The sequence below is a fragment of the Cupriavidus pauculus genome, assembly GCF_003854935.1.
Classification (GTDB): Bacteria; Pseudomonadota; Gammaproteobacteria; order Burkholderiales; family Burkholderiaceae; genus Cupriavidus; species Cupriavidus pauculus_C.
Genome location: NZ_CP033970.1, coordinates 315,199 through 336,557, shown reverse-complemented (window position 1 = coordinate 336,557; position 21,359 = coordinate 315,199). Strand labels below are relative to the sequence as shown.

The 21,359-nt window shown below is 71.3% G+C and carries 19 protein-coding genes; 12 read left to right on the top strand and 7 right to left on the bottom strand.

Annotation, left to right across the window (positions count from 1 at the left end):
* Window positions 1–35 precede the first annotated feature (35 nt).
* The 5 genes from EHF44_RS19645 (at window position 36) to EHF44_RS19625 (ending at window position 4,985) form a co-directional block, all read left to right on the top strand.
* A complete protein-coding gene (locus tag EHF44_RS19645) occupies window positions 36–1,202 on the top strand; it encodes a CaiB/BaiF CoA transferase family protein (RefSeq protein ID WP_124685415.1) in 1,167 nt (388 codons plus the stop codon).
* A 31-nt stretch (window positions 1,203–1,233) separates the two neighbouring features.
* Window positions 1,234–1,701, top strand: coding sequence for a MaoC family dehydratase (locus tag EHF44_RS19640; protein ID WP_124685414.1), 468 nt, complete (start codon window positions 1,234–1,236; stop codon window positions 1,699–1,701).
* A 74-nt stretch (window positions 1,702–1,775) separates the two neighbouring features.
* Complete coding sequence (locus tag EHF44_RS19635; protein ID WP_124685413.1) at window positions 1,776–2,786, top strand: Bug family tripartite tricarboxylate transporter substrate binding protein; 1,011 nt, start codon at window positions 1,776–1,778, stop codon at window positions 2,784–2,786.
* Window positions 2,787–2,845: 59 nt separating this feature from the next.
* Window positions 2,846–4,006, top strand: coding sequence for an acyl-CoA dehydrogenase family protein (locus EHF44_RS19630; protein ID WP_124685412.1), 1,161 nt, complete (start codon window positions 2,846–2,848; stop codon window positions 4,004–4,006).
* Between the two features lie 13 nt (window positions 4,007–4,019).
* Window positions 4,020–4,985 carry an acyl-CoA dehydrogenase family protein gene (locus EHF44_RS19625; protein ID WP_124685411.1) on the top strand — a complete coding sequence of 322 codons (966 nt, stop codon included), beginning with the start codon at window positions 4,020–4,022 and terminating at the stop codon, window positions 4,983–4,985.
* Window positions 4,986–5,004: 19 nt separating this feature from the next.
* Here the strand turns inward: EHF44_RS19625 and EHF44_RS19620 are convergent, their stop codons facing one another.
* The 6 genes from EHF44_RS19620 to EHF44_RS19590 form a co-directional block, all read right to left on the bottom strand.
* Window positions 5,005–5,754 carry an MliC family protein gene (locus EHF44_RS19620; RefSeq protein WP_253700261.1) on the bottom strand — a complete coding sequence of 250 codons (750 nt, stop codon included), beginning with the start codon at window positions 5,752–5,754 and terminating at the stop codon, window positions 5,005–5,007.
* A 23-nt stretch (window positions 5,755–5,777) separates the two neighbouring features.
* Window positions 5,778–6,155 (bottom strand): cupin domain-containing protein, encoded by a 378-nt coding sequence (locus tag EHF44_RS19615; protein ID WP_124686677.1) that lies wholly within the window; start codon window positions 6,153–6,155, stop codon window positions 5,778–5,780.
* Window positions 6,156–6,558: 403 nt separating this feature from the next.
* Window positions 6,559–8,337 carry an alpha,alpha-trehalase TreF gene (gene treF / locus EHF44_RS19605; RefSeq protein ID WP_124685410.1) on the bottom strand — a complete coding sequence of 593 codons (1,779 nt, stop codon included), beginning with the start codon at window positions 8,335–8,337 and terminating at the stop codon, window positions 6,559–6,561.
* Window positions 8,324–9,100 (bottom strand): SDR family NAD(P)-dependent oxidoreductase, encoded by a 777-nt coding sequence (locus EHF44_RS19600; protein ID WP_124685409.1) that lies wholly within the window; start codon window positions 9,098–9,100, stop codon window positions 8,324–8,326. Before EHF44_RS19600 ends, treF begins: the two co-directional genes overlap by 14 nt.
* 128 nt (window positions 9,101–9,228) lie before the next feature.
* Window positions 9,229–9,786 carry a shikimate kinase gene (locus EHF44_RS19595; RefSeq protein ID WP_124686676.1) on the bottom strand — a complete coding sequence of 186 codons (558 nt, stop codon included), beginning with the start codon at window positions 9,784–9,786 and terminating at the stop codon, window positions 9,229–9,231.
* Between the two features lie 77 nt (window positions 9,787–9,863).
* Entirely contained in the window at window positions 9,864–10,874 is a 1,011-nt protein-coding gene (locus EHF44_RS19590) for a LysR substrate-binding domain-containing protein (RefSeq protein ID WP_124685408.1), read from the bottom strand.
* A gap of 100 nt (window positions 10,875–10,974) precedes the next feature.
* On the opposite strand from EHF44_RS19590, the gene pcaH reads away from it, so the two are divergent.
* From pcaH to EHF44_RS19560, 6 genes are all read left to right on the top strand, one after another.
* The gene (gene pcaH / locus EHF44_RS19585; RefSeq protein WP_124685407.1) at window positions 10,975–11,688 is read left to right on the top strand and encodes a protocatechuate 3,4-dioxygenase subunit beta; all 714 of its coding nucleotides are present in this window, start codon (window positions 10,975–10,977) and stop codon (window positions 11,686–11,688) included.
* Window positions 11,689–11,692: 4 nt separating this feature from the next.
* On the top strand, window positions 11,693–12,262 hold the full coding sequence (gene pcaG, locus EHF44_RS19580) for a protocatechuate 3,4-dioxygenase subunit alpha (RefSeq protein ID WP_124685406.1): 570 nt from the start codon (window positions 11,693–11,695) through the stop codon (window positions 12,260–12,262).
* 112 nt (window positions 12,263–12,374) lie between these two features.
* The gene (locus tag EHF44_RS19575) at window positions 12,375–13,733 is read left to right on the top strand and encodes a 3-carboxy-cis,cis-muconate cycloisomerase (RefSeq protein ID WP_253700396.1); all 1,359 of its coding nucleotides are present in this window, start codon (window positions 12,375–12,377) and stop codon (window positions 13,731–13,733) included.
* A gap of 12 nt (window positions 13,734–13,745) precedes the next feature.
* Window positions 13,746–14,924: a bifunctional 3-oxoadipate enol-lactonase/4-carboxymuconolactone decarboxylase PcaDC gene (gene pcaDC / locus EHF44_RS19570; RefSeq protein ID WP_124685404.1), complete on the top strand. Its 1,179-nt coding sequence runs from the start codon at window positions 13,746–13,748 to the stop codon at window positions 14,922–14,924.
* 22 nt (window positions 14,925–14,946) lie between these two features.
* Window positions 14,947–16,134 carry a 4-hydroxybenzoate 3-monooxygenase gene (gene pobA, locus EHF44_RS19565; protein WP_124685403.1) on the top strand — a complete coding sequence of 396 codons (1,188 nt, stop codon included), beginning with the start codon at window positions 14,947–14,949 and terminating at the stop codon, window positions 16,132–16,134.
* Between the two features lie 147 nt (window positions 16,135–16,281).
* Entirely contained in the window at window positions 16,282–18,966 is a 2,685-nt protein-coding gene (locus EHF44_RS19560; protein WP_124685402.1) for a tannase/feruloyl esterase family alpha/beta hydrolase, read from the top strand.
* Window positions 18,967–19,029: 63 nt separating this feature from the next.
* Here the strand turns inward: EHF44_RS19560 and EHF44_RS19555 are convergent, their stop codons facing one another.
* A complete protein-coding gene (locus EHF44_RS19555) occupies window positions 19,030–19,977 on the bottom strand; it encodes a LysR family transcriptional regulator (protein ID WP_124685401.1) in 948 nt (315 codons plus the stop codon).
* A gap of 155 nt (window positions 19,978–20,132) precedes the next feature.
* On the opposite strand from EHF44_RS19555, the gene EHF44_RS19550 reads away from it, so the two are divergent.
* Entirely contained in the window at window positions 20,133–21,263 is a 1,131-nt protein-coding gene (locus tag EHF44_RS19550; protein WP_124685400.1) for an alpha/beta fold hydrolase, read from the top strand.
* Window positions 21,264–21,359 lie beyond the last annotated feature (96 nt).

Genomic DNA, 21,359 nt, shown 5'->3' with positions numbered 1-21,359 from the left:
GTCCATTCGATTCCAGAAACAAGGAGACCCCCGCGATGCTGCCCCTGTCCGGTATCCGCGTCATCGACCTGTCCACGGTCGTGATGGGCCCCTATGCCAGCCAGTGGCTGGCCGACCTTGGCGCCGAGGTGATCAAGGTGGAAACCCCCGATGGCGATTCCACGCGCCGCACCGGCCCGGCCACCGAGGAAGGCATGTCCGCGATCTTCCTGGGCGTCAACCGCAGCAAGAAAAGCGTGGTGCTGAACCTGAAGCAGCCGGCCGCGCAGGCCGCGCTGCACCGGCTGCTGGATACGGCCGACGTGTTCCTGCACAGCATGCGCCCGCAGAAGCTGGGCAAGCTGGACCTGGACCCGGCCAGCGTCATGGCGCGCCATCCGCAACTGGTCTACGTCAGCCTGCTTGGCTTTGCCGAGGACGGCCCGTACGGCGGCCGGCCCGCCTACGACGACATCATCCAGGGCCTGTGCGGCAATGCCGCGCTGATGGCCGCGCAGACCGGCACCGTGCGCTACTTCCCGACGATCGCGGCCGACAAGACCAGCGGCCTGGTGGCCGCGCTGTCGATCTCGGCAGCGCTGGCCGGCCGCGCGCGCAATGGCGGGCAGGGCGGCATGGTGGAGGTGCCGATGTTCGAGTCGATGGTGGCGTTCAACCTGGTCGAGCACCTGTACGGCCAGCATTTCGACCCGCCGCGCGCGCAGGCCGGCTATCCGCGCGTGCTGGCGCCGCTGCGCCGGCCGTACCAGACCGCCGACGGCTACGTCTGCATGATGCCGTACACCGACGCGCACTGGCGCGACTTCTTCCGCGCGGCCGGCCGCGACGACCTGGCCGCCGACCCGCGCTTTGCCGACATCGCCGCGCGTACGCGCCATATCGAGACGCTTTACGAGATCACCGGCGAGCTGGTGCGGGCGCGCGACACCGCCGACTGGATCGAACTCTGCGAAGGACTGCAGATCCCGGTGGCCCGCGTCAACGGCCTGGACGAACTTGTCGACGACCCGCACCTGCGCGCCACCGGCTTTTTCGATGCGGTGCAGGACCCGGCCATGGGCACGCTGCGCTTTCCGGGGGCGCCGGTGCGCTTTGACGGCCAGCGCGCCCATGCCGGCGTGCCGCCCCGGCTGGGCGAGCACACGCGCGAGGTGCTGGGCAGCATCGGACTCAGCGACGACGAGATCGCGGCGCTGGGCTGACCCCTGGGCCGACTCACAACAGGAGACACGCATGACACAGCCGCAACCGCAACGCCTGGGACAGGGCTACTACTGGCAGGACATCGAGACCGGGCAGGTTTTCGAGACGTTCCGCCGCACCGTGACCGAGACCGACCTCGTCAACTTCATCTCGGTGACGGGCATGCTGGAGGCCATCTTCATCGAATCGGGCTACGCGGGCGGTGCGATCAAGGGCCGGCCCGTGCCGGCGGCGCTGACGTACGCGCTGATCGAGGGCTTCATCCTGCAGACGATGATCCAGGGCACCGGGCTGGCGATGCTGGAACTGACGCAGCAGATCCACGCGCCGGTGCTGGTTGGTGACACCATCCGCGCCCGCGTGACCGTGACCGGCATCCGCCCCACGTCGAAAAGCGGCCGCGCCGTGGTCGATTCGTCGATCGAGGTCTTCAACCAGCGCGACGAACGGGTCATGACGTACACCGCGCGCCGGCTGCTGGCGGGGCGCGAAGCCTAGGCGCCCGGCGCGCACGGACGCCAGCGGCGGGGACACGCCGTCGGCGCCAACGGTATTCACCGGAGGAGACAACCATGCCAATACCACGCATCACCGCCCGCCGCCTGCCGCTGTCGGCGCTGGCCCGCAAGGGGCTGGCCGCCGTGGCCGCCTGCAGCCTGGCACTGGGCGCCATGCCCGCGCACGCCGCCTATCCCGACAAGCCGATCCGGCTCGTGGTGCCGTTTCCGCCGGGCGGCCCCACGGACCTCGTGTCGCGCGTGATCGCCCGGAAGATGTCGGAAGAACTGGGCCAGCAGGTGCTGGTGGACAACCGGCCCGGCGCCAACGGCAACATCGGCAACGAGATCGTCGCCAAGGCACCGGCCGACGGCTACACGGTGCTGTACAACACGTCGTCCATCGCGCTGAGCCCGGCGCTGTACAAAAAGCTGCCCTACGACGTGCGGCGCGACCTGCTGCCCGTGGCGATGACCGCCAACGTGCCGCTGGTGCTGGAAGTGAACGCGCAGGTGCCGGCCAGCACCGTGCCGGAGTTCGTGGCATGGCTCAAGGCGCATCCGGGCAAGATGACGTACGGATCGGCCGGCAACGGCAACGTCACGCACCTGGCCGCGTTCCTGTTCCTGCAGGCCAACGGGCTCGACGCGGTGCACGCACCGTACAAGGGCAGCGCGCCGGCGCTGACGGACCTGGCCAGCGGGCAGGTGCAGTTCATGACCGATACGATCAACTCGTCGCTGCCATTCATCCGCGACAAGCGCATGAAGGCGCTGGCGGTGACCAGCGCCACGCGCAGCGCGCAGTTGCCCGACGTGCCGACGCTGGCCGAATCGGGCATGCAGGGGTTCGAGGTGGGCGCGTGGCAGGGCATGATGGTGCCCGCCAGAACGCCGCCCGAGATCGTCCAGCGGCTCAACGCGGCCGTGACCAAGGCGCTGGCATCGGCCGACGTGCGCGGCAGCCTGGCCGCCCAGGGCGCCGAGCCGCGCGGGTCCACGCCCGAGGCGTACGGCCGCTACGTGGCGCAGGAAATCGACCGCTGGGGCAAGGTGGTCAAGGACTCGGGCGTGACGCTCGACTGACCGCCGCCCATCGCCGCCCATCGCCGCCCATCACCACGCTTAGCCGCCAGGAGTCCACATTGCATCCGCTGTTTGGCACGTTCGCGCTGACCGCGCTGCCGGGCCCCGCCGCCGCGTTGCGGCAGGAGGTCAAGGCGTTCCTTCGGGAGCATCTGCCCCCCACGCCGCCCGACGTGCGGGCGCGTTCGTGGATGGGCTTCGACGCCGGCTTCAGCCGTGCGCTGGCCCGGCGCGGCTGGGTCGGCATCACGCTGCCGACGCAGTACGGCGGCGCGGGGCTCGACGCGTTCTCGCGCTTCGTGCTCGTGGAGGAAATGCTCGCGTGCGGCGCGCCGGTGTCCGCGCACTGGATCGCCGACCGCCAGAGCGGCCCGCTGATCCTGCGCTACGGCTCCGACGCGCAGCGCGCGCACTACCTGCCGCGCATCTGCCGTGGCGAGGCGTTCTTCTGCATCGGCATGAGCGAGCCAAACGCGGGATCGGACCTGGCCAGCGTGACCACGCGCGCCGCGCCGCTGCCCGATGGCGGCTGGCGGCTCAGCGGGCGCAAGATCTGGACGACCAATGCCGACCGCTGCCACTACATGCTGGCGCTGGTGCGCACGTCGGGCGATGCGGGCGACCGGCAGCGCGGGCTGTCGCAGGTGATCGTCGACCTGTCGCTGCCCGGCGTGACGGTGCGGCCGATCCGCGACCTGGCCGGCGACGCGCATTTCTCGGAAGTCGCGTTCGATGACGTCCACCTGCCGGCTGACGCGCTGGTCGGCCAGGAAGGCGCCGGCTGGGAACAGGTGAACGCGGAACTGGCGTTCGAGCGCAGCGGCCCGGAGCGGCTGTATTCGAGCGTGGTGCTGCTGGACGCCTGGCTGGCGGCGCTGCGCGACCTGCCGCCCGCTCGGCGCGACACGGTGGCCGTCGGCCAGATCCTGGCGCGGCTGGCGGCGTTGCGCGCGATGTCGCTGGCGGTGACGGCGCGGCTGGCCGCGGGGAAGAGCCCGCTCGTCGAGGCGGCGCTGGTCAAGGACCTGGGCACCGAGCTGGAACAGTCGATCGGCGCGCTGGCGGAGGCCGCGCTGGGCGACGACCCGGCGCTGGCCGCCAATGCGGACCTCTATCGCACGGCCGCCTACGTGAGCCAGATATCGCCGACGTATTCGCTGCGCGGTGGCACGCGCGAGATCCTGCGCGGCATGATCGCGCGCGGGCTGGGGCTGCGCTGACATGGAGAGCGGAATGGACAACCTCTACGCCGACGCGCTCGAAGCCGTGCTGCGCGACCACTGCGGGCCGGCCATGGTACGCGCCATCGAGGCCGGTGGCGACGCCGCGCCGCTCTGGGCGCGGCTCGACGCCAGCGGCTTTGCCGACAGCCTGCGGCCCGACGCGGGCCTGTCCTTATCGGATGTGCTGCCGATGCTGTCGCTGGCCGGCCAGTACGTGGTGCCGCTGCCGCTGGCGCAGACGATGTTCGCGCGCGCGCTGCTGGACGAGGCCAAGCGCGAGGTGCCGGACGGCCCCATCGCACTGGCCTGCCTGGACGGCCAGCCCCGCGCGCAGGTTGCCGATGGCGCGGCGGCGCGCTGGTTCCTGGCGCAGGATGCAGACTGGGCGTGGCTGGTGCCGCGCGACGCCGCCGACGTGGCGCCGACCGGCGTGCATGGCGACCTGACGGTCAGCGTGGCCTGCCCGGCCGCCGCGACGTTCGCGCTGGCGCCCGGCACGCTGCGCACGGTGGGCGCGGCGCTGCACGCGGCGCAGATGGCCGGCGCCATCGCGCGCGTCTTCGACATGACGCTCCAGTACGCCAACGACCGTGAGCAGTTTGGCCGGGCCATCGGCAAGTTCCAGGCCATCCAGCACCAGATCAGCGTGATGGCCGAGCAGGTGGCGATGGTGCGGATGGCCGTGCAGCTGGCGTTCGGCGGCCCCGGCACGCGCCCGTCGCGCATGGACGCGGCCATCGCCAAGTGCAACGCCAGCGACGCGGTGGGGCCGGTCACGTCGATGGCCCACGCCGTGCACGGCGCCATCGGCATCACCGAGGAATACGACCTGCAATTGCTGACGCGACGCCTCCACGCCTGGCGCGTGGCCGATGGCTCGGAACGCTACTGGGCGCGGGAAATCGGCCAGGCCGCGTGCGACGCCGGGGGCGGCACCATCGACCTGCTGCGGCGCTGGAGCGGCGAGGCGGCCTGACGGCCTAAAGGGGGGCGGCTCAGTGGGCCGCCATTTCCACGCGGCACTGCATGTCGGGCTTGCCGGGCAGGGTCAGCAGCGCGTCGGGTCCCTTGTCCCAGAACAGCGCTTCACCATCCTTGAGCGTCGCGGCGTAGCGCGCGCCGGATGCCGCCGGCGTCTGCCGCAGCACCACCTGTTGATCCAGCCAGCGCAGATAGGCATAGCCGGGATCGGTCTGCACGAAGGTGCCCGCGATGACCGCGTCCACGCCCCCGCACCGGATATTGAACGGCCCCCGGCTGATGCCGCGATCATCCTGCGTGCGGGCGCCCGCGTAGCCATGGCGCAGGTCATAGATCCGGCGCAGGTAGGTGGTGGCGATGCAGTTGGGCGCGTCGTCGGCCTGCGCGCAGTCGTTGCGGCCCTTGACCCAGCCACGTTGCTCGGCCAGCAGCGTCTTCTTCTGCGCCGTGGGCAGTGAGCGGGCATCGAGCGCCAGGCCATAGAGCCGCGTGGTCTCGCGGTCGAGCCGGGCCAGCGTGGTGTCCTTGCAGACCAGCTGCTCGACCTGTCCTTCCGCCTTCTTGCAGTCGAAACTCGGCGTCACGGCCACGGGCCGGGCCGGCAGGGGCGCGGAGGCGGCAGGCGGCGCGGCTTCCTGTGCCGGCGGTGCCGACGGATTGCCCTGCGCGAACGCGGCCGGGCCGGGCGCGGCAAGCGCTGCGAAGGTCGTCAGGGTGGCGAGGGCGCGGGACGCGGCAAGCGGGACGGCGGCACAGCTTGGCATGGCAGGGGCTCCTGCGGGCCGGCTCAGCCCGCGTTGCGGTCGATCACGACGAAATGCTTGCGGACGGTTTCGATGACCTCGAACACGCCTTCGAAGCCCGCGGGAATCACGCAGGCATCGCCCGGCCCGAACTCGCGGGCGTCTCCAGTATGGCTGGTGATCCGCAGCCGGCCACTGATCACGTGGAAAAACTCTTCCTTGCCGGCCGGAAAGGCAATGCGCCACGCGCCCGGTTCGCACCCCCAGATCCCGCAGTCGAAATCCCCCTGGGCCGCGCTGTAGTGCGTCCACGTGGTGCGGTCGGGGTTGCCAGTCACCAGCCGGTCCGGGCGCGGGTTGTCGTGGGTGGGCGCGGGATCGGCGCGGAAGTCGATCAGGGAGGCAGGTGATGTCGGCTGCATAAATCGAGAAATCTGGATACCCGGCCAGTCCGGGAAGCCGCCAGTGTAATCGGCCGAACTGGGCCACACCCACGCGTCGGTCATTGGCCTGACGGGCGTCTATCACAACCTGCTGCGGCGCTGGGCGGACGCGTGGGGCAGGTTTGCCGCCCCAAAAAGAAATACCCCGACGCGCGGGATCGCCGGGGTAGTAAGAGTTGCCAAGTCGTTTAGGGTCGTGTCGAATGACCCTCCGGCTAGTGTGAGGGCCGGCGGCGGATGCGCCAATAACTCATGTGAGTTATTGGCGTTTCAGGAACAGTCGCCAGCATTTGCCGCAGTGCATTGTCGAATTCTGAACAAAGGAACGCGATTCCGAATGTCGACGTCGGCGCGGGGTTCCGCCGCCCGTTCCACCGCCCGCTCAACCCGCCGGCGCCGGCTGGCCCGCCCGGCTGTGGCGGGCCGGATCGGCCGGGTACAGCGCCAGCAGCGCGCTGACCACGCCGTTGGTCCAGCCAAAGCCGTCCTGCAGCGGATACTCGCCGCCCCCGCCGCCTTCGGCGCTGCCGGACCTGCGCCGCTGCAGCCGGTATTTCTCCACGAGCTTGTATTCCGATGCATAGAGGCTGCCGACCGTGCGCAGCCAGCGTTGGGCGATGTCGTCGGCCAGCGCGTCGAAGCCGTACTTCCGCAGCCCGATGATGCCTACCCACTGCAGCGGCGCCCAGCCGTTGGGGCGGTCCCATTGCTGGCCGGAGTCGATCTCGGTCGTGGCCAGCCCGCCTTCCTCCAGCAGCCGGGCGGATACCGCGTCGGCCACGCGCGCCGCCTGTGCCGGCGTGGCCACGCCCAGGAACAGCGGCATCAGCGTGGCGGCGCTCAGGTGCGGGCGCGCCGTGCCGCGGTGCCAGTCGAAGTCCGTGAACGCGCCGGCGCCGTCGTCCCACATGATGGCGGCGATGGCCTGCCGCCTGCGTTCGGCGGCCTCGCGGTAGCGCGCGGCGGCGTCAGCGTCGCCGGACCGCTCGCTCAGTTCCGCCAGGCGGCATTCGGTGTACCAGAGCAGCGCGTTCAGGTCCACGGGCAGGATGGCCGTGGTGCGGATGGTGGCCAGGTCGCAGGCGGCCTGCCCGGCCACCGGGTCGGGCTCGCACCAGCGCGAGCTGAAGTCCCAGCCCGATTCGGCCGCCGCGCGCAGGTCCCGGAACACCAGGTGGGCGGGCCGGCTGGCGCGGCGCGCCGTGTCGACATCTTCCAGGTAGGCTTCCTCGCGCGGATGGGCGCGGTCGTCCCAGTAGCGGTTCAGGTACGCGCCGTCGGGCAGCCGCACCAGCCTGCGGTGCGCCTGGCACGGCTGCAGGTGCCCCACGCCGTCCATCCAGAACGCATACTCGCGCGCCAGTTGGGGCAGGTAGCGCACGGCCGCGTCCACGCCCTGGTCCTCGAACAGGCCCGTCATCAGGGCGAACACCGGCGGCTGCGACCGGCTCAGGTAGTACGTGCGCGTGCCGTTCGGCACCAGTCCGTAGGTGTCCAGCAGGTAGGCGAAGTTGTCGGCCATCGCGCGCAGCAGGTCGTGCCGGCCGCTGGCGGAAAGGCCCAGCATCGTGAAGTACGAATCCCAGTAGTACAGCTCGCGGAAGCGGCCGCCCGGCACCACGTACGGCCGGGGCAGCGGCAGCAGCGAGCACAGCGGCGGATGCTCGGCGGGCTCGCGCGTCAGCACGGGCCAGAGGCCGTCGATATGCTCGCGCAGCGAGTTGTCCGGGTTCGATTCGTAGTGGTCGTCCGGCACCGTCTCGCGCGCGAAATAGGTGCGCACGAACGCTTCGAGCGAGAACCCGGCCGCGTCGCGCTGCTCGCGGTAGCAGGCCAGGATGGTCTCGGGTGGCGCCAGCGGGATGCAGTCCGGAAACGTCTTGCTGTCGGCGAACATGCCACTGGACTGCACGTCGACGAACAGCTCGGCGTAGCGCTCGGCCGGCGACACCGTATCCGCGTCGTGGCAGCCCGGCAACGTGCATGGCGCAGGCGTGGGCAGGTGGGTGATGGACGGCGCGTGCGCGTGGCAGTGCGTCAGCCGGGGGGCCGTGCCGGCGTCGCTGGCGGCGGGGCGCGGCGTGGCGTCAGCCTGGGCCGGCGCGGTGCGCGCGGCAACGTGCGGCACGCGGCCGGCGGGTGGGGCGTCATTGTTCCGCATAGTTCCAGAGGAGTCCGCCATCGATGACGAGCGTGGCGCCCGTGATGTAGTCCGCGTCGGCGCTGGCCAGGTAGGCCACCAGCCCGGCCACTTCCTCGGGCTGGCCCAGCCGGCCCAGCGGGATATTGGTCAGCAGAGACTGCAACTGGTCGGGGCTGGCCATCAGCTTGCGGTTGATCGGCGTCTGGATCGCGCCGGGCGCGATGTTGTTGACGGTGATGCCAGCCGGCGCCAGTTCGATGGCAAGGTTGCGCATCATCATCCGCAGGCCGCCCTTGCTGGCGCAGTAGCTTGTGAAATGCGGGAACGGCAGGTCCTCGTGCACCGAGCTGATGTTGATGACCTTGCCGCCCAGCTTGCGGTCCAGCCGGTGCCTGACGAAGCGCTGGGTCAGGAAGAACGGGCCCTTGAGGTTGGTGTCGAGCACGCGGTCGTAGTCGGCCTCGGTCACGTCGGCAAACGGCGCGCGCACCTCCACGCCGGCGTTGTTGACGAGGATGTCGAGGCTGCCCGACGGGGCCACCGCCTGCACGGCAGCGTCGACCAGCGCAAACGCCTGCGCCACGTTGCCGATGTCGCCGGCCACCACGTGGGCGCGGCGCCCGGCGGCGCGCACGCCGTCGGCGGTCTCGTCGGCATCGGCGTCATGCCGGTGCACCGCCACCACCACGTCCGCCCCCTCGCGCGCCAGCCGCAGCGCAATGGCCCTGCCGATACCGCCCGCGCCGCCCGTGACCAGCGCTGTCTTGCCTTGCAGTTGCATGGTGAGTCTCCGTGCCGTGTTCCCCGTCAGAGCGGCGTGGCCGGCGCGAAGTTCAAACCGGGCGCCGTGCTGCGCAGCGCCCGTGGCGCCGCTGTCGGCGGGCGCCGAAAACGCTGTCGGCCGATGGCTCAATCGTGCGGCGCGGGGTCGGTGGCAGGGTGGGTGGCGGCGTCGGGCGACAGCTCGGCATCGAACGGGATGGCGGCGGCCAGCCCAAGCTGGGCCAGCACGCTGGCCGCGGCCTGCGCCACGGTGCCGGCGTGGGCCGGCATGATCAGGTGGGCGATTTCACGATAGAGCGGATCGCGCTCGCAGAACAGCGCCTCCAGCCGCGCGCGCGGGTTTTCCACCTGCAGCAGCGGACGGTTGCGGTTGCGCCGCACGCGCCGCCACAGCTCGGGCAGCGCGGCGTCCAGGTAGATGACGTGGCCGCGCGTGCGCAGCATCTCGCGGTTCTCGGGGCGCGTCACGATGCCGCCGCCCGTGGCCAGCACGATGCCGCTGCGCCGCGACAGGTCGTCGAGCACGCGCGTTTCGCGGCGGCGGAATCCTTCCTCGCCTTCCAGCTCGAAGATCGTCGTGATGCGCACCCCGCAGCGCGACTCGATCTCGTGGTCGGTGTCGAAGAATGGCCGGCCCAGGTGGCGCGCGATGGTGCGGCCGATCGTCGTCTTGCCGGCGCCCATGAAGCCGATGAAGAAGAGGTTGCCCGAGTCGGAAGGGGAGTCCACGTGTGTGCGCCGCAGCGTGCCGTGCCGATGCGTCACGGTAGCACGTAATGACGGACTACGCCGCCCCCGTCATGGCTGGCGCCGGCGGCGATGCGGCGGATGGTCTCGGCCAGCGCCTCGGCCAGCGGGCCCGGCGTGCGGTCGGCCCGGCGCAGCAGGCCGATCGGTTCCTCGGTGCCGTGCGTGTCGATGGGCAGCCGCGCCAGTTCGCCGGCGGCCACCGCGCGCCGCGTGGCGGACAGCGGCGCGGCCCAGACGCTGTCGCCCTGCTGCACGAGCAGGCGGCCCAGGTAGGCGTCGGCGGTCTCCAGGCAGCCCGGCGGCAGCGTGAAACCGTGCCGCGCCAGCAGGCTTTCGGTGCTGTGCCGCGGGATCGATCCGACGGCGGGCACCACCAGCGGCCACGCCAGCACGTCGGCCATCGTCGGGCGGGGCTGGCTGGCCAGCGGATGGCCCGCGCGCACGGCCAGCACCAGCGGCTCGGCGGCCAGCGACTCGAACCACAGGCCCTCCATCGCGGCGGGGTCGTCCATGCGGCCGATCACCACGTCCAGCACGTCGGCCTTGAGCAGGTCGATCAGCGTGCGGTTCATGCCGCTCTGCACGGCCAGGCCCACCTCGGGATGGCTGGCGCGAAACGCCGCCACGGCGTCCACCAGCAGCGCCGGCACGATGCTGGGCAGGGCGCCCATGCGGATGCGTTCGTGCCGCGGGGCGTCGCGGCCGGCCACGCTGTCTGCGGCGGCGTCCAGGTCTTCGATCACGCGCAGCGCGTGGCGCAGGAAGCGCATGCCGGCCGCGGTCAGTTCCGTGCCAGCGCGCTGCCGCACCAGCAGCCGCGTGCCGACCAGATCCTCCAGTTCGGTCAGCGTCTTGGAAACAGCGGGCTGCGTCAGGCCAAGCTGATCGCCCGCGCGGCCAAGGTGCTGCGTGCGCGCGACGGCCACGAAGCAGTGCAGGTGGCGCAGGCGGACGCGGCTGCGGAAGGCATCGGCGGATGGGATAGAGGGGGCGGGAGCAGGGGGCGGGGGCGGCCGTTGCATAACGGAAATTCATCGTTGTCACGCAAGAACTCAATTTACATGAATTCTGGTGCGCCATACAGTCGTGCCCATCGACCCCACCCATACCGGAGACAGCGCGATGCCCCCACGCCCTGGCCGCCCCGCCCAGTACCGCCGTCCGTACTGGAACACCCAGCCCGACTACCGCTTCGACCCCTACGCCTCCACGCAGCTTCGCGCGCCGGCCCAGCCGCTGATCGCGCTGCCGCAGTCGCTGTCCGAGGTCACCGGCCCGACCTTCGGCCCCGAATTCGTCCGTGAAGGCGACAACGACCTGACCGTCGGCCACGGCGGCGAGCCCATCGGCGAGCGCATCCTGGTGACCGGCCGCGTGCTCGACGAGAACGGCCGCCCGGTGCCCCACGCGCTGATCGAAATCTGGCAGGCCAATGCCGCCGGCCGCTACACGCATCCGCGCGACCAGCACGACGCGCCGCTCGACCCGTATTTCTCGGGCGAAGGCCGCACCATCACCGACGCCAGCGGCCACTACCAGTTCAAGACGATCAAGCCCGGCGCCTATCCCTGGCGCAACCACCACAACGCCTGGCGGCCCCAGCACATCCACTTCTCGCTGTTCGGCAATGCCTATGCCACGCGGCTGGTGACGCAGATGTACTTCCCCGGCGACCCGCTGCTGGACTACGACCCGATCTTCCAGTGCGTGCCCGACGACAAGGCGCGCAACCGGCTGGTGGCCGCGTTCGACTGGGAGACCACGGCGCCCGAGTACGCGCTGGGGTACCGCTTCGATATCGTGCTGCGCGGCCGCGATGCCACGCCGATGGAGTAACGCCATGCTCTACGCCACCGCTTCGCAGACCGTCGGCCCGTACCTGCATATCGGCCTGACCGCGCTGAACTGCGCCGACCTGACCGCCGACGCCCCCGACCTGGCCGCCCAGCGCATCGTGATCGCAGGCCGCGTGCTCGATGGCTTGGGCCAGCCCGTGCCCGACGGCATGGTCGAAATCTGGCAGGCCAACCCGGCCGGCCGCTACCGCCATCCCGACGATGCGCGCGAACTGCCGCTGACCGCCGGTTTTACCGGCTTCGGCCGCGTGCCGACCGGCCCCGACGGCGCGTTCCGTTTCACCACGGTCAAGCCGGGCGCCGTGCCCGATGGCGACGGGCGCCCGCAGGCGCCGCATATCGTCGTGTCGGTCTTCACGCGCGGGCTGGTGCGGCATGTGTCCACGCGGCTCTACTTCCCCGAAGACGTCGCCGCGCACGGCGCCGATGCCGTGCTGGCGCGCGTGCCGGACGACCGGCGTGCAACGCTGGTGGCGCAGGCCGATGGTGCGGGGCAATATCGCTGGGACGTCGTGCTGCAGGGCCCGCGCGAAACCGTGTTCTTCGACATCTGACGCACGCCCGGCGCCGGGAAACACCGGCGCCGGGATTTGCAGCAAAATCGCATTCGACGAGCGGTTCGCCCCCAAACCGACCATGCCTACCTTTTCACGCCTGACCGACCCGATGTCCGGCAGCCCCGCCGTGCTGGCAATCTTCTCCGATGCCGGCACGGTACGCCGCATGCTCGACGTGGAAGCCGCGCTGGCCCGGGCCGAGGCGCAGGCCCGCGTCATCCCCACCGCCGCCGCCGACGTCATCGCGCAGGTGTGCGCCGACGCGGGCGTCATCGACCTCGACGCGCTGGCCCACGATGCCGATGCCGCCGGCAATCTCGCCATCCCCTTCGTCAAGCAGCTCACGGCCGCCGTGACCCGGCGCGATGTCGAGGCGGCCCGCTACGTCCACTGGGGCGCCACGAGCCAGGACATCATCGACACCGCGCTGGTGCTGCAACTGGCCGACGCGCTGCACGAGATCGACGCCGGCCTGCTGCGGCTGGGCGATGCCTGCGCGGCGCTGGCCACCGCGCATCGCGACACGCCGATGGTGGGCCGCACCTGGCTGCAGCACGCGCTGCCCGCCACGTTCGGCCTGAAGGCGGCGGGCTGGCTCGATGCGCTGCGCCGCCACCTGGCACGGCTGGATGCGGCGCGCGCCCAGGCCCGCACGCTCCAGTTCGGCGGCGCGGCCGGCACGCTGGCCAGCCTGGGCGACGATGCCCCGGCCGTGGCCGGCGCGCTGGCGCAGGCGCTGACGCTCGATCTGCCGGCGCTGCCGTGGCACACGCACCGCGACCGCCTGGCCGAGGTGGCGACCACGCTGGGCCTGCTGGTCGGCACGCTGGGCAAGATCGCGCGCGACATCTCGCTGCTGATGCAGACCGAGGTGGCCGAAGTGGCCGAGCCATCGGCCCCCGGGCGCGGTGGATCGAGCACGATGCCGCACAAGCGCAACCCGGTCGGCTGTGCCGCCGTGCTGACGGCCGCCGTGCGCGTGCCGCCGCTGGTGGCGACGATGCTGGCCGGCATGACGCAGGAGCACGAACGCGCGCTAGGCGGCTGGCAGGCGGAATGGGACACGCTGCCGCAGATCGTGACACTGGCCGCCGGCGCGTTGCGGCAGATGGGCGACGTGGTGGCCGGCCTGCAGGTGGACGCCGCGCGCATGCGGGCGAATCTCGATCTCACGCGGGGGCTGATCCTGGGCGAGGCGGCGATGCTCGAACTGGGCCGGCGCATCGGCCGACTGCCGGCCCATCACGTGGTCGAGCAGGCGTCGCGCCGCGCGGTGGCCGACGGCACCACGCTGCGCGACGCGCTGGCGCGCACGCTCGACGAAGATCCCGCGCACCGCGGCTTGCTGGACGCCGCCACGCTCGACCGCCTGAGCGACCCGGCCGCCTACGCGGGCCAAGCGGCGCCGTTTGCCGATGCCGCCGTGGCCGCGTGGCGGCAGGCGCGCGCATCACGACAACAAGACTGACTGGAGACAACCTTGCCCTACCTCGACCACGCCGGCGCCCGGCTGTTCTACACCGTCGACGGCCCCGATACCGCGCCCGTCATCGTCTTCTCGAACTCGATGGGCACCGACCACACGATGTGGCAGCCGCAGGTGGACGCGCTGGCCGGCCGCTTCCGCGTGGTGCGGCACGACATGCGCGGCCACGGCCGCTCGGTGACCGATGCCACGCAGACCACGGTGGACGTGCTGGGCGGCGACGTGCTGGCCATCCTCGATGCGCTGGGCGTGGAGCGGGCCGTGTTCTGCGGGCTGTCGATCGGCGGGCTGATCGGCCAGTGGCTGGCGGCGCGGGCGCCCGAGCGCTTCTCGCACGTGATCGTGGCGAACACGGCGCCCCGGATCGGCACGGCCGAGTCGTGGGCCGCGCGCATCGACGGCGTGCTGCGTGACGGCATGGGGCCGCTGGTGGACGCGTCTCTCGGGCGCTGGTTTACCGAGGATTTCCGGCGCACGGCCGGCCCGGCCATCGCCGACCTGCGCGCCGTGCTGGCGGGGCTGGACCCGCGCGGCTACGCGCTGGGCTGCACGGCGCTGCGCGATGCGGACCTGCGCGAGGCGGTCAAGACCATCGGCGTGCCGGTGCTGGTGATTGCCGGCCGCGACGATCCGTCGACCACGGCTGCCGAAGGCCGGGCGCTGGCCGAGGCGATTCCCGACGCGCGCTACGTGGAGCTGCCCGCCGCGCATCTGTCGAACCGCGAACAGCCGGGCCGCTTCACGGCGGCGGTGCTCGATTTCGTGCTGGGCCGGCTGCCGGTGACCGACGACCACGCGCGCTACGACGCCGGGCTGTCGGTGCGGCGCGCGGTGCTGGGCAGCGCCCATGTCGATCGGTCGCTGCAGAAACTCACGCCGCTGAACGAGGAATTCCAGCACCTGATCACGCGCTATGCCTGGGGCGAGATCTGGACGCGCGAGGGCCTGCCGCGCCATACGCGCAGCCTGGTCACGATTGCGATGATGGTGGCGCTGAACCGGTCCGAGGAGCTGAAGCTCCACCTGCGCGCGGCCGCCAACAACGGCGTGACGCGCGACGAGATCAAGGAGGTGTTGCTGCAGACCGCCATCTACTGCGGCGTGCCGGCGGCCAATTCGGCGTTCCACATGGCCGGGGAAGTCTTTGCCGAGATCGATGCCGGGCGCGGCTGAGCGGTCCATCCCAGGAGACGCCATGGCCGCCAACGGCTCCACTTCCACACGGGTCGCCATCGTCGGCGCCGGCCCGGCCGGGCTGCTGCTCGGCCAGTTGCTGACCGTGGCGGGCATCGACAACATCGTCATTGAGCGGCGCAGCCCGGAACACGTGCTGGCCCGCATCCGTGCCGGCATCCTCGAATGCGGCACCGTGGACGCGCTGGCGCGCGCGGGCGTGGATGCGCGGCTGCGCCGCGAAGGGCTGGTGCACCACGGTATCGAGCTGTCGTTTGGCGGCGCGCGGCACCGTATCGACTTTCACGCGCTGATCGGACGCGACGTCACCGTGTATGGCCAGACCGAGGTCACGCGCGACCTGATGGCCGCGCGGCAGGCCAGCGGCATGCCGACCGTCTACGACGCCGAAGAGGTGTCGCTGCACGACTTCGACGCCCAGCGGCCGCGCGTGCGCTATCGCAAGGCCGGCGCCATGCACGAGGTAGCGTGCGATTTCATCGCCGGCTGCGACGGCTTTCATGGCGTCAGCCGCGCCAGCGTGCCGGCCACCGCCACACAGGTGTTCGAGCGGGTATATCCGTTCGGCTGGCTTGGCGTGCTGTCCGACACGCCGCCGGTGGCCGACGAACTGATCTACGCCAGCCATCCGCGCGGGTTTGCGCTGTGCAGCATGCGGTCGAAGACGCGCAGCCGCTATTACGTGCAGGTGCCGTCCACCGAGCAACCCGAGGCGTGGTCCGACGCGCGGTTCTGGGACGAACTGCGCCGCCGGCTCGACGCGCCCGCCGCCGAGGCGCTGGTCACGGGGCCCAGCATCGAGAAGAGCATCGCACCGCTGCGCAGCTTTGTGTGCGAGCCGATGCGGTTTGGCCGGCTGTTCCTGGCGGGCGATGCCGCGCATATCGTGCCGCCCACGGGCGCCAAGGGGCTGAACCTGGCCGCCAGCGACGTGGTGTACCTGGCCGACGGCCTGGCGGCCCACTATCGCGACGGCGACCCGCGCGGGCTCGACCAGTATTCCGAGACCTGCCTGCGGCGGGTATGGAAGGCCGAGCGCTTCTCGTGGTGGATGACGTCGCTGCTGCACTGGTTTCCCGACGCCGACGCGTTTGCGCACCGCATCCAGCAGGCCGAACTGGACTATCTGGTGGGCTCGGAGGCCGCGTGCCGGTCCCTGGCGGAGAACTACGTCGGGCTGCCACGCTAGTCGCGGCGGCCGGCGGCCACTCGCAGATCCATATGTAGTCCATATGGATACGTGATCCGGCATATATTTTACGTGGCCCCTCCCCGGTGATACCGTCTCGCTCCAGCATGCCGGCACAAGTACCGGCTGCACTGGAGGAGACAACTGATGACATCCCGAATCCATGGCCGCCGCACGTGGCGGCTGGCTGCCGCATGCGCGACGGCGGTGCTGCTGGCGGCCTGCGGCGGTGGCGACGATGCGCCGGCCGCATCGAATGGCGGCAGCGGCGGCAGCGGCGGGCAGGGCGGCGACCCGGCCAACCCCGGCAACCCGGCCACGCCGGTACTGAGCGCACTGGAAGCCTGCAACGCGCTGAACGGCGTCAGCCTGCCAGCATCGAGCCTGGCCCTGCCCACCAGCGGCGCCAGCGTCACCAAGGCGACGCTGATCGCGGCCGATGCCACCGGCAACACGCTGGGCGAGTACTGCCAGGTGCGCGGCGCGATTGCGCCGGTCGACGGCTCGTCGCCCAGCATCAACTTCGCGGTGAACCTGCCGACCCAGTGGAACGGCAAGGGCATCCAGTTCGGCGGCGGCGGCTTCGACGGCACGCTGATCGACGGCACCGAGACCGTGCGCTTTGCGCTGCCCGACGATCCCGCGCCGCTGTCGCGCGGCTATGCCACCTGGGGCGACGATTCGGGCCACCAGAGCACCAGCATCACCGATGGCCGCTTTGCCACCAACGACGAGGCGCTGACCAACTACGGCGGCGATACGCTCAAGAAGACCCATGACGTGGCGCTGGCGCTGATCCAGCAGCGCTACGGCAAGGCGCCCACGCGCGCCTACTTCCTGGGCACGTCGACGGGCGGGCGCGACGCGCTGAGCTACATCCAGCGCTGGCCGGCCGATTATGACGGCGTGATCGCCAACGAACCGGCGCTCAACTACACCGGCACGCGGCTGTCGAACGTGGCCGTGGGCCGCGCGCTGTACCTGAACGGTGGCGCGGGCTGGCTCAACATCAACAAGACGCTGCTGGTGCAGAAGGCCGCGATGGATGCCTGCGACACGCTGGACGGCGTGGCCGACAAGATCGTCAGCAACGTGGAAGGCTGCCGCGTCGGCGCGATGCAGGTGCTGGCCAGCCTGCGCTGCGTGGGCGGGGCCGACACTGGCGACACCTGCCTGTCCGACGCGCAGATCGCGACGGTCAAGACCATCGAGCAGCCGCTGCAGCTCAACTATCCGCTGGCCAACGGCGTGACCGTGGCCGGCGGCTACAACCTGCTGGAAGGCGCGCTGGTGGCGGGACCGTTCACCACGCGCGACCTGGGCACGCGGGCGGTGCCCGGCAACCCGGCCACCACGGCCGACGCGAACATGTACGTGACGGGCGACCAGTGGGTCAAGTTCTTCGTCACGCGCAACGCCACGTTCGACGCGCTGACATTCGACCCGGCCAGCCCGGGTAGCTGGACGTCGCGCGTGCAGGCGGTGTCGGCGCTGACCGACGCGACCAACCCGGACCTGTCGGCGTTCCTGGGTAAGGGCGGCCGGCTGATCATGCTGCACGGCCTGGCCGACGAGGTCATCAGCCCGAACTCGACCATCGCCTGGTACAAGGCCGTGATCGCGCGGGTTGGCCAGCCGGCCGTGGACCAGGGCATCCGGTTCTACACGGTGCCCGGCATGGGCCACGGCACGGGCAGCTTCCTGCCGGCGTGGAACTCGCTGACCGCGCTCGAAAACTGGGTCGAGATGGGCGTGGCGCCGGGCACGCGCGAGGTGATGGACACCAATGCCGGCACCTACGGGCGCACGCGGCCGCTGTGCCAGTACCCGTCGTGGCCCAAGTACAAGGGCACCGGCAGCGCCGACGCCGCGGTGAACTACACGTGCGAAGGCGCCTCGGGCATCGTCCAGTCGTGCCTGAACCTGCCGTCGGTGGCTACCACGTGGAAGGGCGGCAACACCAACGGCGAGGAACTGTCGGTGCGGATCGATCCGGCCACGCTCAAGTACACGGTGACCATCGACGCCAGCGCCCAGCGCGCGGCGGCCACGGCGTGGACCGGCCAGCTGGTCTCGCAGGGCGGCTGCACCTACGCCAGCGACGAGAACGGCGCGCAGTTCACGCTCACCGGCGGCGGCGTGCTGGCGGGCGGCGTGCGGCCCGTGTCGGGCGGCAGCTTTCTGCCGATGGTGGCGTTCCAGAACGTGTCGGCCGACTACAAGCAGGTGGCCGACATCTACAACGTGAACGGCGTGCAGACCGCCGTGGCCGATGGCGCGGTCACGGTGCGCACGGGGTCGGCGCGGCTGCGGTCGTCGGCGGCCACGTGGCAGACGTGCTCGGCGGGCGCGGGCGGCGGCTTCATCGTCTACGACGCGGCCTGCACCAACACCACCAAGGGCTATATCGTCTGGAATGCCGCGCGCAACGCGTTCGACTACTTCGTGGGCGGCACCATCGCCGCCGGTGACGGCGTGCTGAGCGGGTCGCTGATCAGCGGCATGGTCAACGGTACGCCGGTGCCGGTGATCCTCACGCGCTCGGCCACGGCGTATGGCATGAACATCTACGCCCAGCAATCGGCGTCCGGGCTGCCGGCGGGCGCGGCCGACGGCGCCTACCGCATCGTCGCCACCGACGGCGCGCAGGTCGACGCCAGCCTGAACGGCACGGCCATCGTGCGCAACGGGGCATCGGGCACGCTGACGTACAACACGCCGGTGCCGGGCGTGCTTGGCGCCACGGGCGGCGTGGTGGCATCGTACCTGTACAACGGCGGCCTGCTCATCGGCACCGCCACCGGCCGCTTCGAGGTTGGCCTGCTGCACTGACGCCGCCGCTTGCCGCATGGGATCGCCCCGGTGGTTGCGGGGAAGGGGCGATCCCGCGCGCGGCTAGGCGTCGTCCTGCCCCTTCTTGCGATGGCGCGCCGCGATGCGATGCGTCAGCGCCACCAGCGCCGCCAGCGCGGCGTCGTCCTGGCCCTCGCGGTAGCCGAGCGTCAGCGGCGCGCGCAGGCGATCGGCCTCGACCATCCGGCAGTAGGCCACGCCATGGCGGTTCAGCCCGGCCATCGACGCCGGCACCACGCTCACGCCCGCGCCGGCCGCCACGAGGTTCAGGTTGGTCAGCATGCGTTCCACCTCGGCGCCGATGCGCGGCGTGAAGCCCAGCGCCTCGCATTCGCGCAGCAGGTCGCCATACATGCCGGGCGCGCCGGGCCGGCGCACGAGGATGAACGGGTCGGACGCCAGTTCCTTCAACGATACCGGCGCGGTGGCCGCCTGGCCCCGCAGGGCGCGGCGGCGCAGCAGCGCGTGGTCCAGCGGCAGCGCGATCACCATCTCCTCTTCCAGCAACAGGTCGAACCGCACGCCTTCCGGGTGCTGCACGGGCGCGCGCAGCAGCGCCGCGTTCAGCGTGCCGTCGGCCAGCCGCTCGATGGCCTCTGCCGCGTTGCATTCGGTCAGCGACAGCGCCACGCGCGGAAACTGGCGGCGGCAGGCGCGCAGCACCTCGGGCGTGAGCTTGTGCGCGGCGGCCGAACTGGTGAAGCCGATGGCCAGCGACCCCTCGTCGCCGCGCGCCATCCGCGCCATGCGTGCGCGCATCTGGTCGATCCGCGCGAACAGGTCGACGGCATCGGCATGCAGCGCGGCGCCGGCCGGCGTGAGCGTCACGCCGCGCGGCTGGCGCTCGAACAGCGTCACGCCCAGCTCGGCCTCCAGCGCCTTGAGCTGCTGCGACAGCGGCGGCTGCTGGATGCCGAGCTGTTCGGCGGCGCGCGTGACCGATCCGGTCTCGGCCACGGCCAGGAAGTAGCGCAGGTGTCTGAGCTCCATCGATATATCCGTCGTATATGGGAATGCGGGAAAGCATATATTTTACGTGCCGCCCCTGGCGCCGTAGTATTGGCGTTTCGCCCGATGCGCCGGCAGGCGGCCGGGCGGCCTTGCCGACCCATACCCACCCATACCGACAACGACAGGAGACGCCCATGCTTTGCCAACCCCGCATCCGACCGATTCCGGCCGTGGCGCTCGCCGCCGTGGTGGCCGTCACCGCGCTGGCCGGCTGCGCGAGCCCGTCCGCCAGCCCCTCGGCAGGCGCGTCCGCAAGCCCGTCCGCTGCGGCCAGGCCGCAATGGCAGCGCGTGCACCTGGGCACGGGCGCCGGCTACGACTTCCCGGTCTATGCCAACCACGCGCTCGGCGGCGACCTGCGCGGCATCCGCGAGGTGGTGTTCGTCCAGCACGGGCTGCAGCGCAATGGTGACGACTACTACGAAGCCGGCGCGGCGCTGCTCAAGGCCAGCGGCCGGAATCCGGACGAGGTGCTGCTGATCGCGCCGAACTTCCCCGGCACGCCGGACGCGGCCAAGCGCTTCGACAACATGCCGGTGTGGACGGTGCAGGGCTGGATCGGCGGCGAGGACGCGGTGTCGGGGCCCGGCGCTGGTGTGAGTTCGCTGCAGGTGCTGGACGATCTGCTGGCCTACGTCACCGACCGCCAGCGGCTGCCGATGGTCCGCAAGGTCACCGTGGCCGGCCATTCGGGCGGCGCGCAGATCGTGCACCGCTACGCGGTGCTCAACAACGTGGACGAAAAGGTGCGCGCGTCGGGCATCGACCTGCGCTACGTGGTGGCCAATCCGTCGTCGTACCTGTACTTCACGCCGGACCGGCCCGTGGCGCCCGACTACCGGCGCTTTGCGCCGTACAGCACCGCCACCTGCGCCGATTACGACAAGTACCGCTACGGCATGCGCGACATGGTGGCGTACGCCCGGGGCGCGGACGGCATGACGCTCTATCGGCGCTACATGCAGCGGCAGGTGACGTACCTGGTGGGCAGCGAGGACAACGACCCGAACCATCGCGTGCTGGACAAGGCGTGCGGCGCCGAGGCCGAAGGTCCCACGCGGCTGCAGCGCGCGCGGGCGTACTGGCGCTACGAGCAGGTGCTGGCGGGGCCGGGGCAGGCCAGCGCGCACCGGTCGATGGAAGTGGTGGGCGTGGGCCACGACCAGGCGCGCATGTTCGGATCGCAATGCGGCGCGCAGGCCGTTTTCGGCATGGACCCGGCCGCCAACGCCAGCGGCGCCGCCTGCCGCGCGCCGCAGCCCTGAGCGGCTGTTCCGAGTACCTGGCGCCGGGTGACATCGCGGCCCGGGCCGGGTGGGTTTGTCCGGGCGGCGGGCGCGGACGGGCGGTGCTACGATGCG

Bases quoted from the DNA above. Each gene is read 5' to 3' on its own strand.
- EHF44_RS19550 (WP_124685400.1), top strand. From the start codon at position 20,133: ATGCTTTGCCAACCCCGCATCCGACCGATTCCGGCCGTGGCGCTCGCC.
- EHF44_RS19560 (WP_124685402.1), top strand. From the start codon at position 16,282: ATGACATCCCGAATCCATGGCCGCCGCACGTGGCGGCTGGCTGCCGCA.
- EHF44_RS19625 (WP_124685411.1), top strand. From the start codon at position 4,020: ATGGACAACCTCTACGCCGACGCGCTCGAAGCCGTGCTGCGCGACCAC.
- EHF44_RS19555 (WP_124685401.1), bottom strand. From the start codon at position 19,977: ATGGAGCTCAGACACCTGCGCTACTTCCTGGCCGTGGCCGAGACCGGA.
- EHF44_RS19590 (WP_124685408.1), bottom strand. From the start codon at position 10,874: ATGCAACGGCCGCCCCCGCCCCCTGCTCCCGCCCCCTCTATCCCATCC.
- EHF44_RS19575 (WP_253700396.1), top strand. From the start codon at position 12,375: ATGTCCGGCAGCCCCGCCGTGCTGGCAATCTTCTCCGATGCCGGCACG.
- EHF44_RS19615 (WP_124686677.1), bottom strand. From the start codon at position 6,155: ATGCAGCCGACATCACCTGCCTCCCTGATCGACTTCCGCGCCGATCCC.
- pcaH (WP_124685407.1), top strand. From the start codon at position 10,975: ATGCCCCCACGCCCTGGCCGCCCCGCCCAGTACCGCCGTCCGTACTGG.
- EHF44_RS19635 (WP_124685413.1), top strand. From the start codon at position 1,776: ATGCCAATACCACGCATCACCGCCCGCCGCCTGCCGCTGTCGGCGCTG.
- EHF44_RS19640 (WP_124685414.1), top strand. From the start codon at position 1,234: ATGACACAGCCGCAACCGCAACGCCTGGGACAGGGCTACTACTGGCAG.
- EHF44_RS19620 (WP_253700261.1), bottom strand. From the start codon at position 5,754: ATGCCAAGCTGTGCCGCCGTCCCGCTTGCCGCGTCCCGCGCCCTCGCC.
- EHF44_RS19600 (WP_124685409.1), bottom strand. From the start codon at position 9,100: ATGCAACTGCAAGGCAAGACAGCGCTGGTCACGGGCGGCGCGGGCGGT.
- EHF44_RS19645 (WP_124685415.1), top strand. From the start codon at position 36: ATGCTGCCCCTGTCCGGTATCCGCGTCATCGACCTGTCCACGGTCGTG.
- pobA (WP_124685403.1), top strand. From the start codon at position 14,947: ATGGCCGCCAACGGCTCCACTTCCACACGGGTCGCCATCGTCGGCGCC.
- EHF44_RS19595 (WP_124686676.1), bottom strand. From the start codon at position 9,786: ATGGGCGCCGGCAAGACGACGATCGGCCGCACCATCGCGCGCCACCTG.
- treF (WP_124685410.1), bottom strand. From the start codon at position 8,337: ATGCGGAACAATGACGCCCCACCCGCCGGCCGCGTGCCGCACGTTGCC.
- pcaG (WP_124685406.1), top strand. From the start codon at position 11,693: ATGCTCTACGCCACCGCTTCGCAGACCGTCGGCCCGTACCTGCATATC.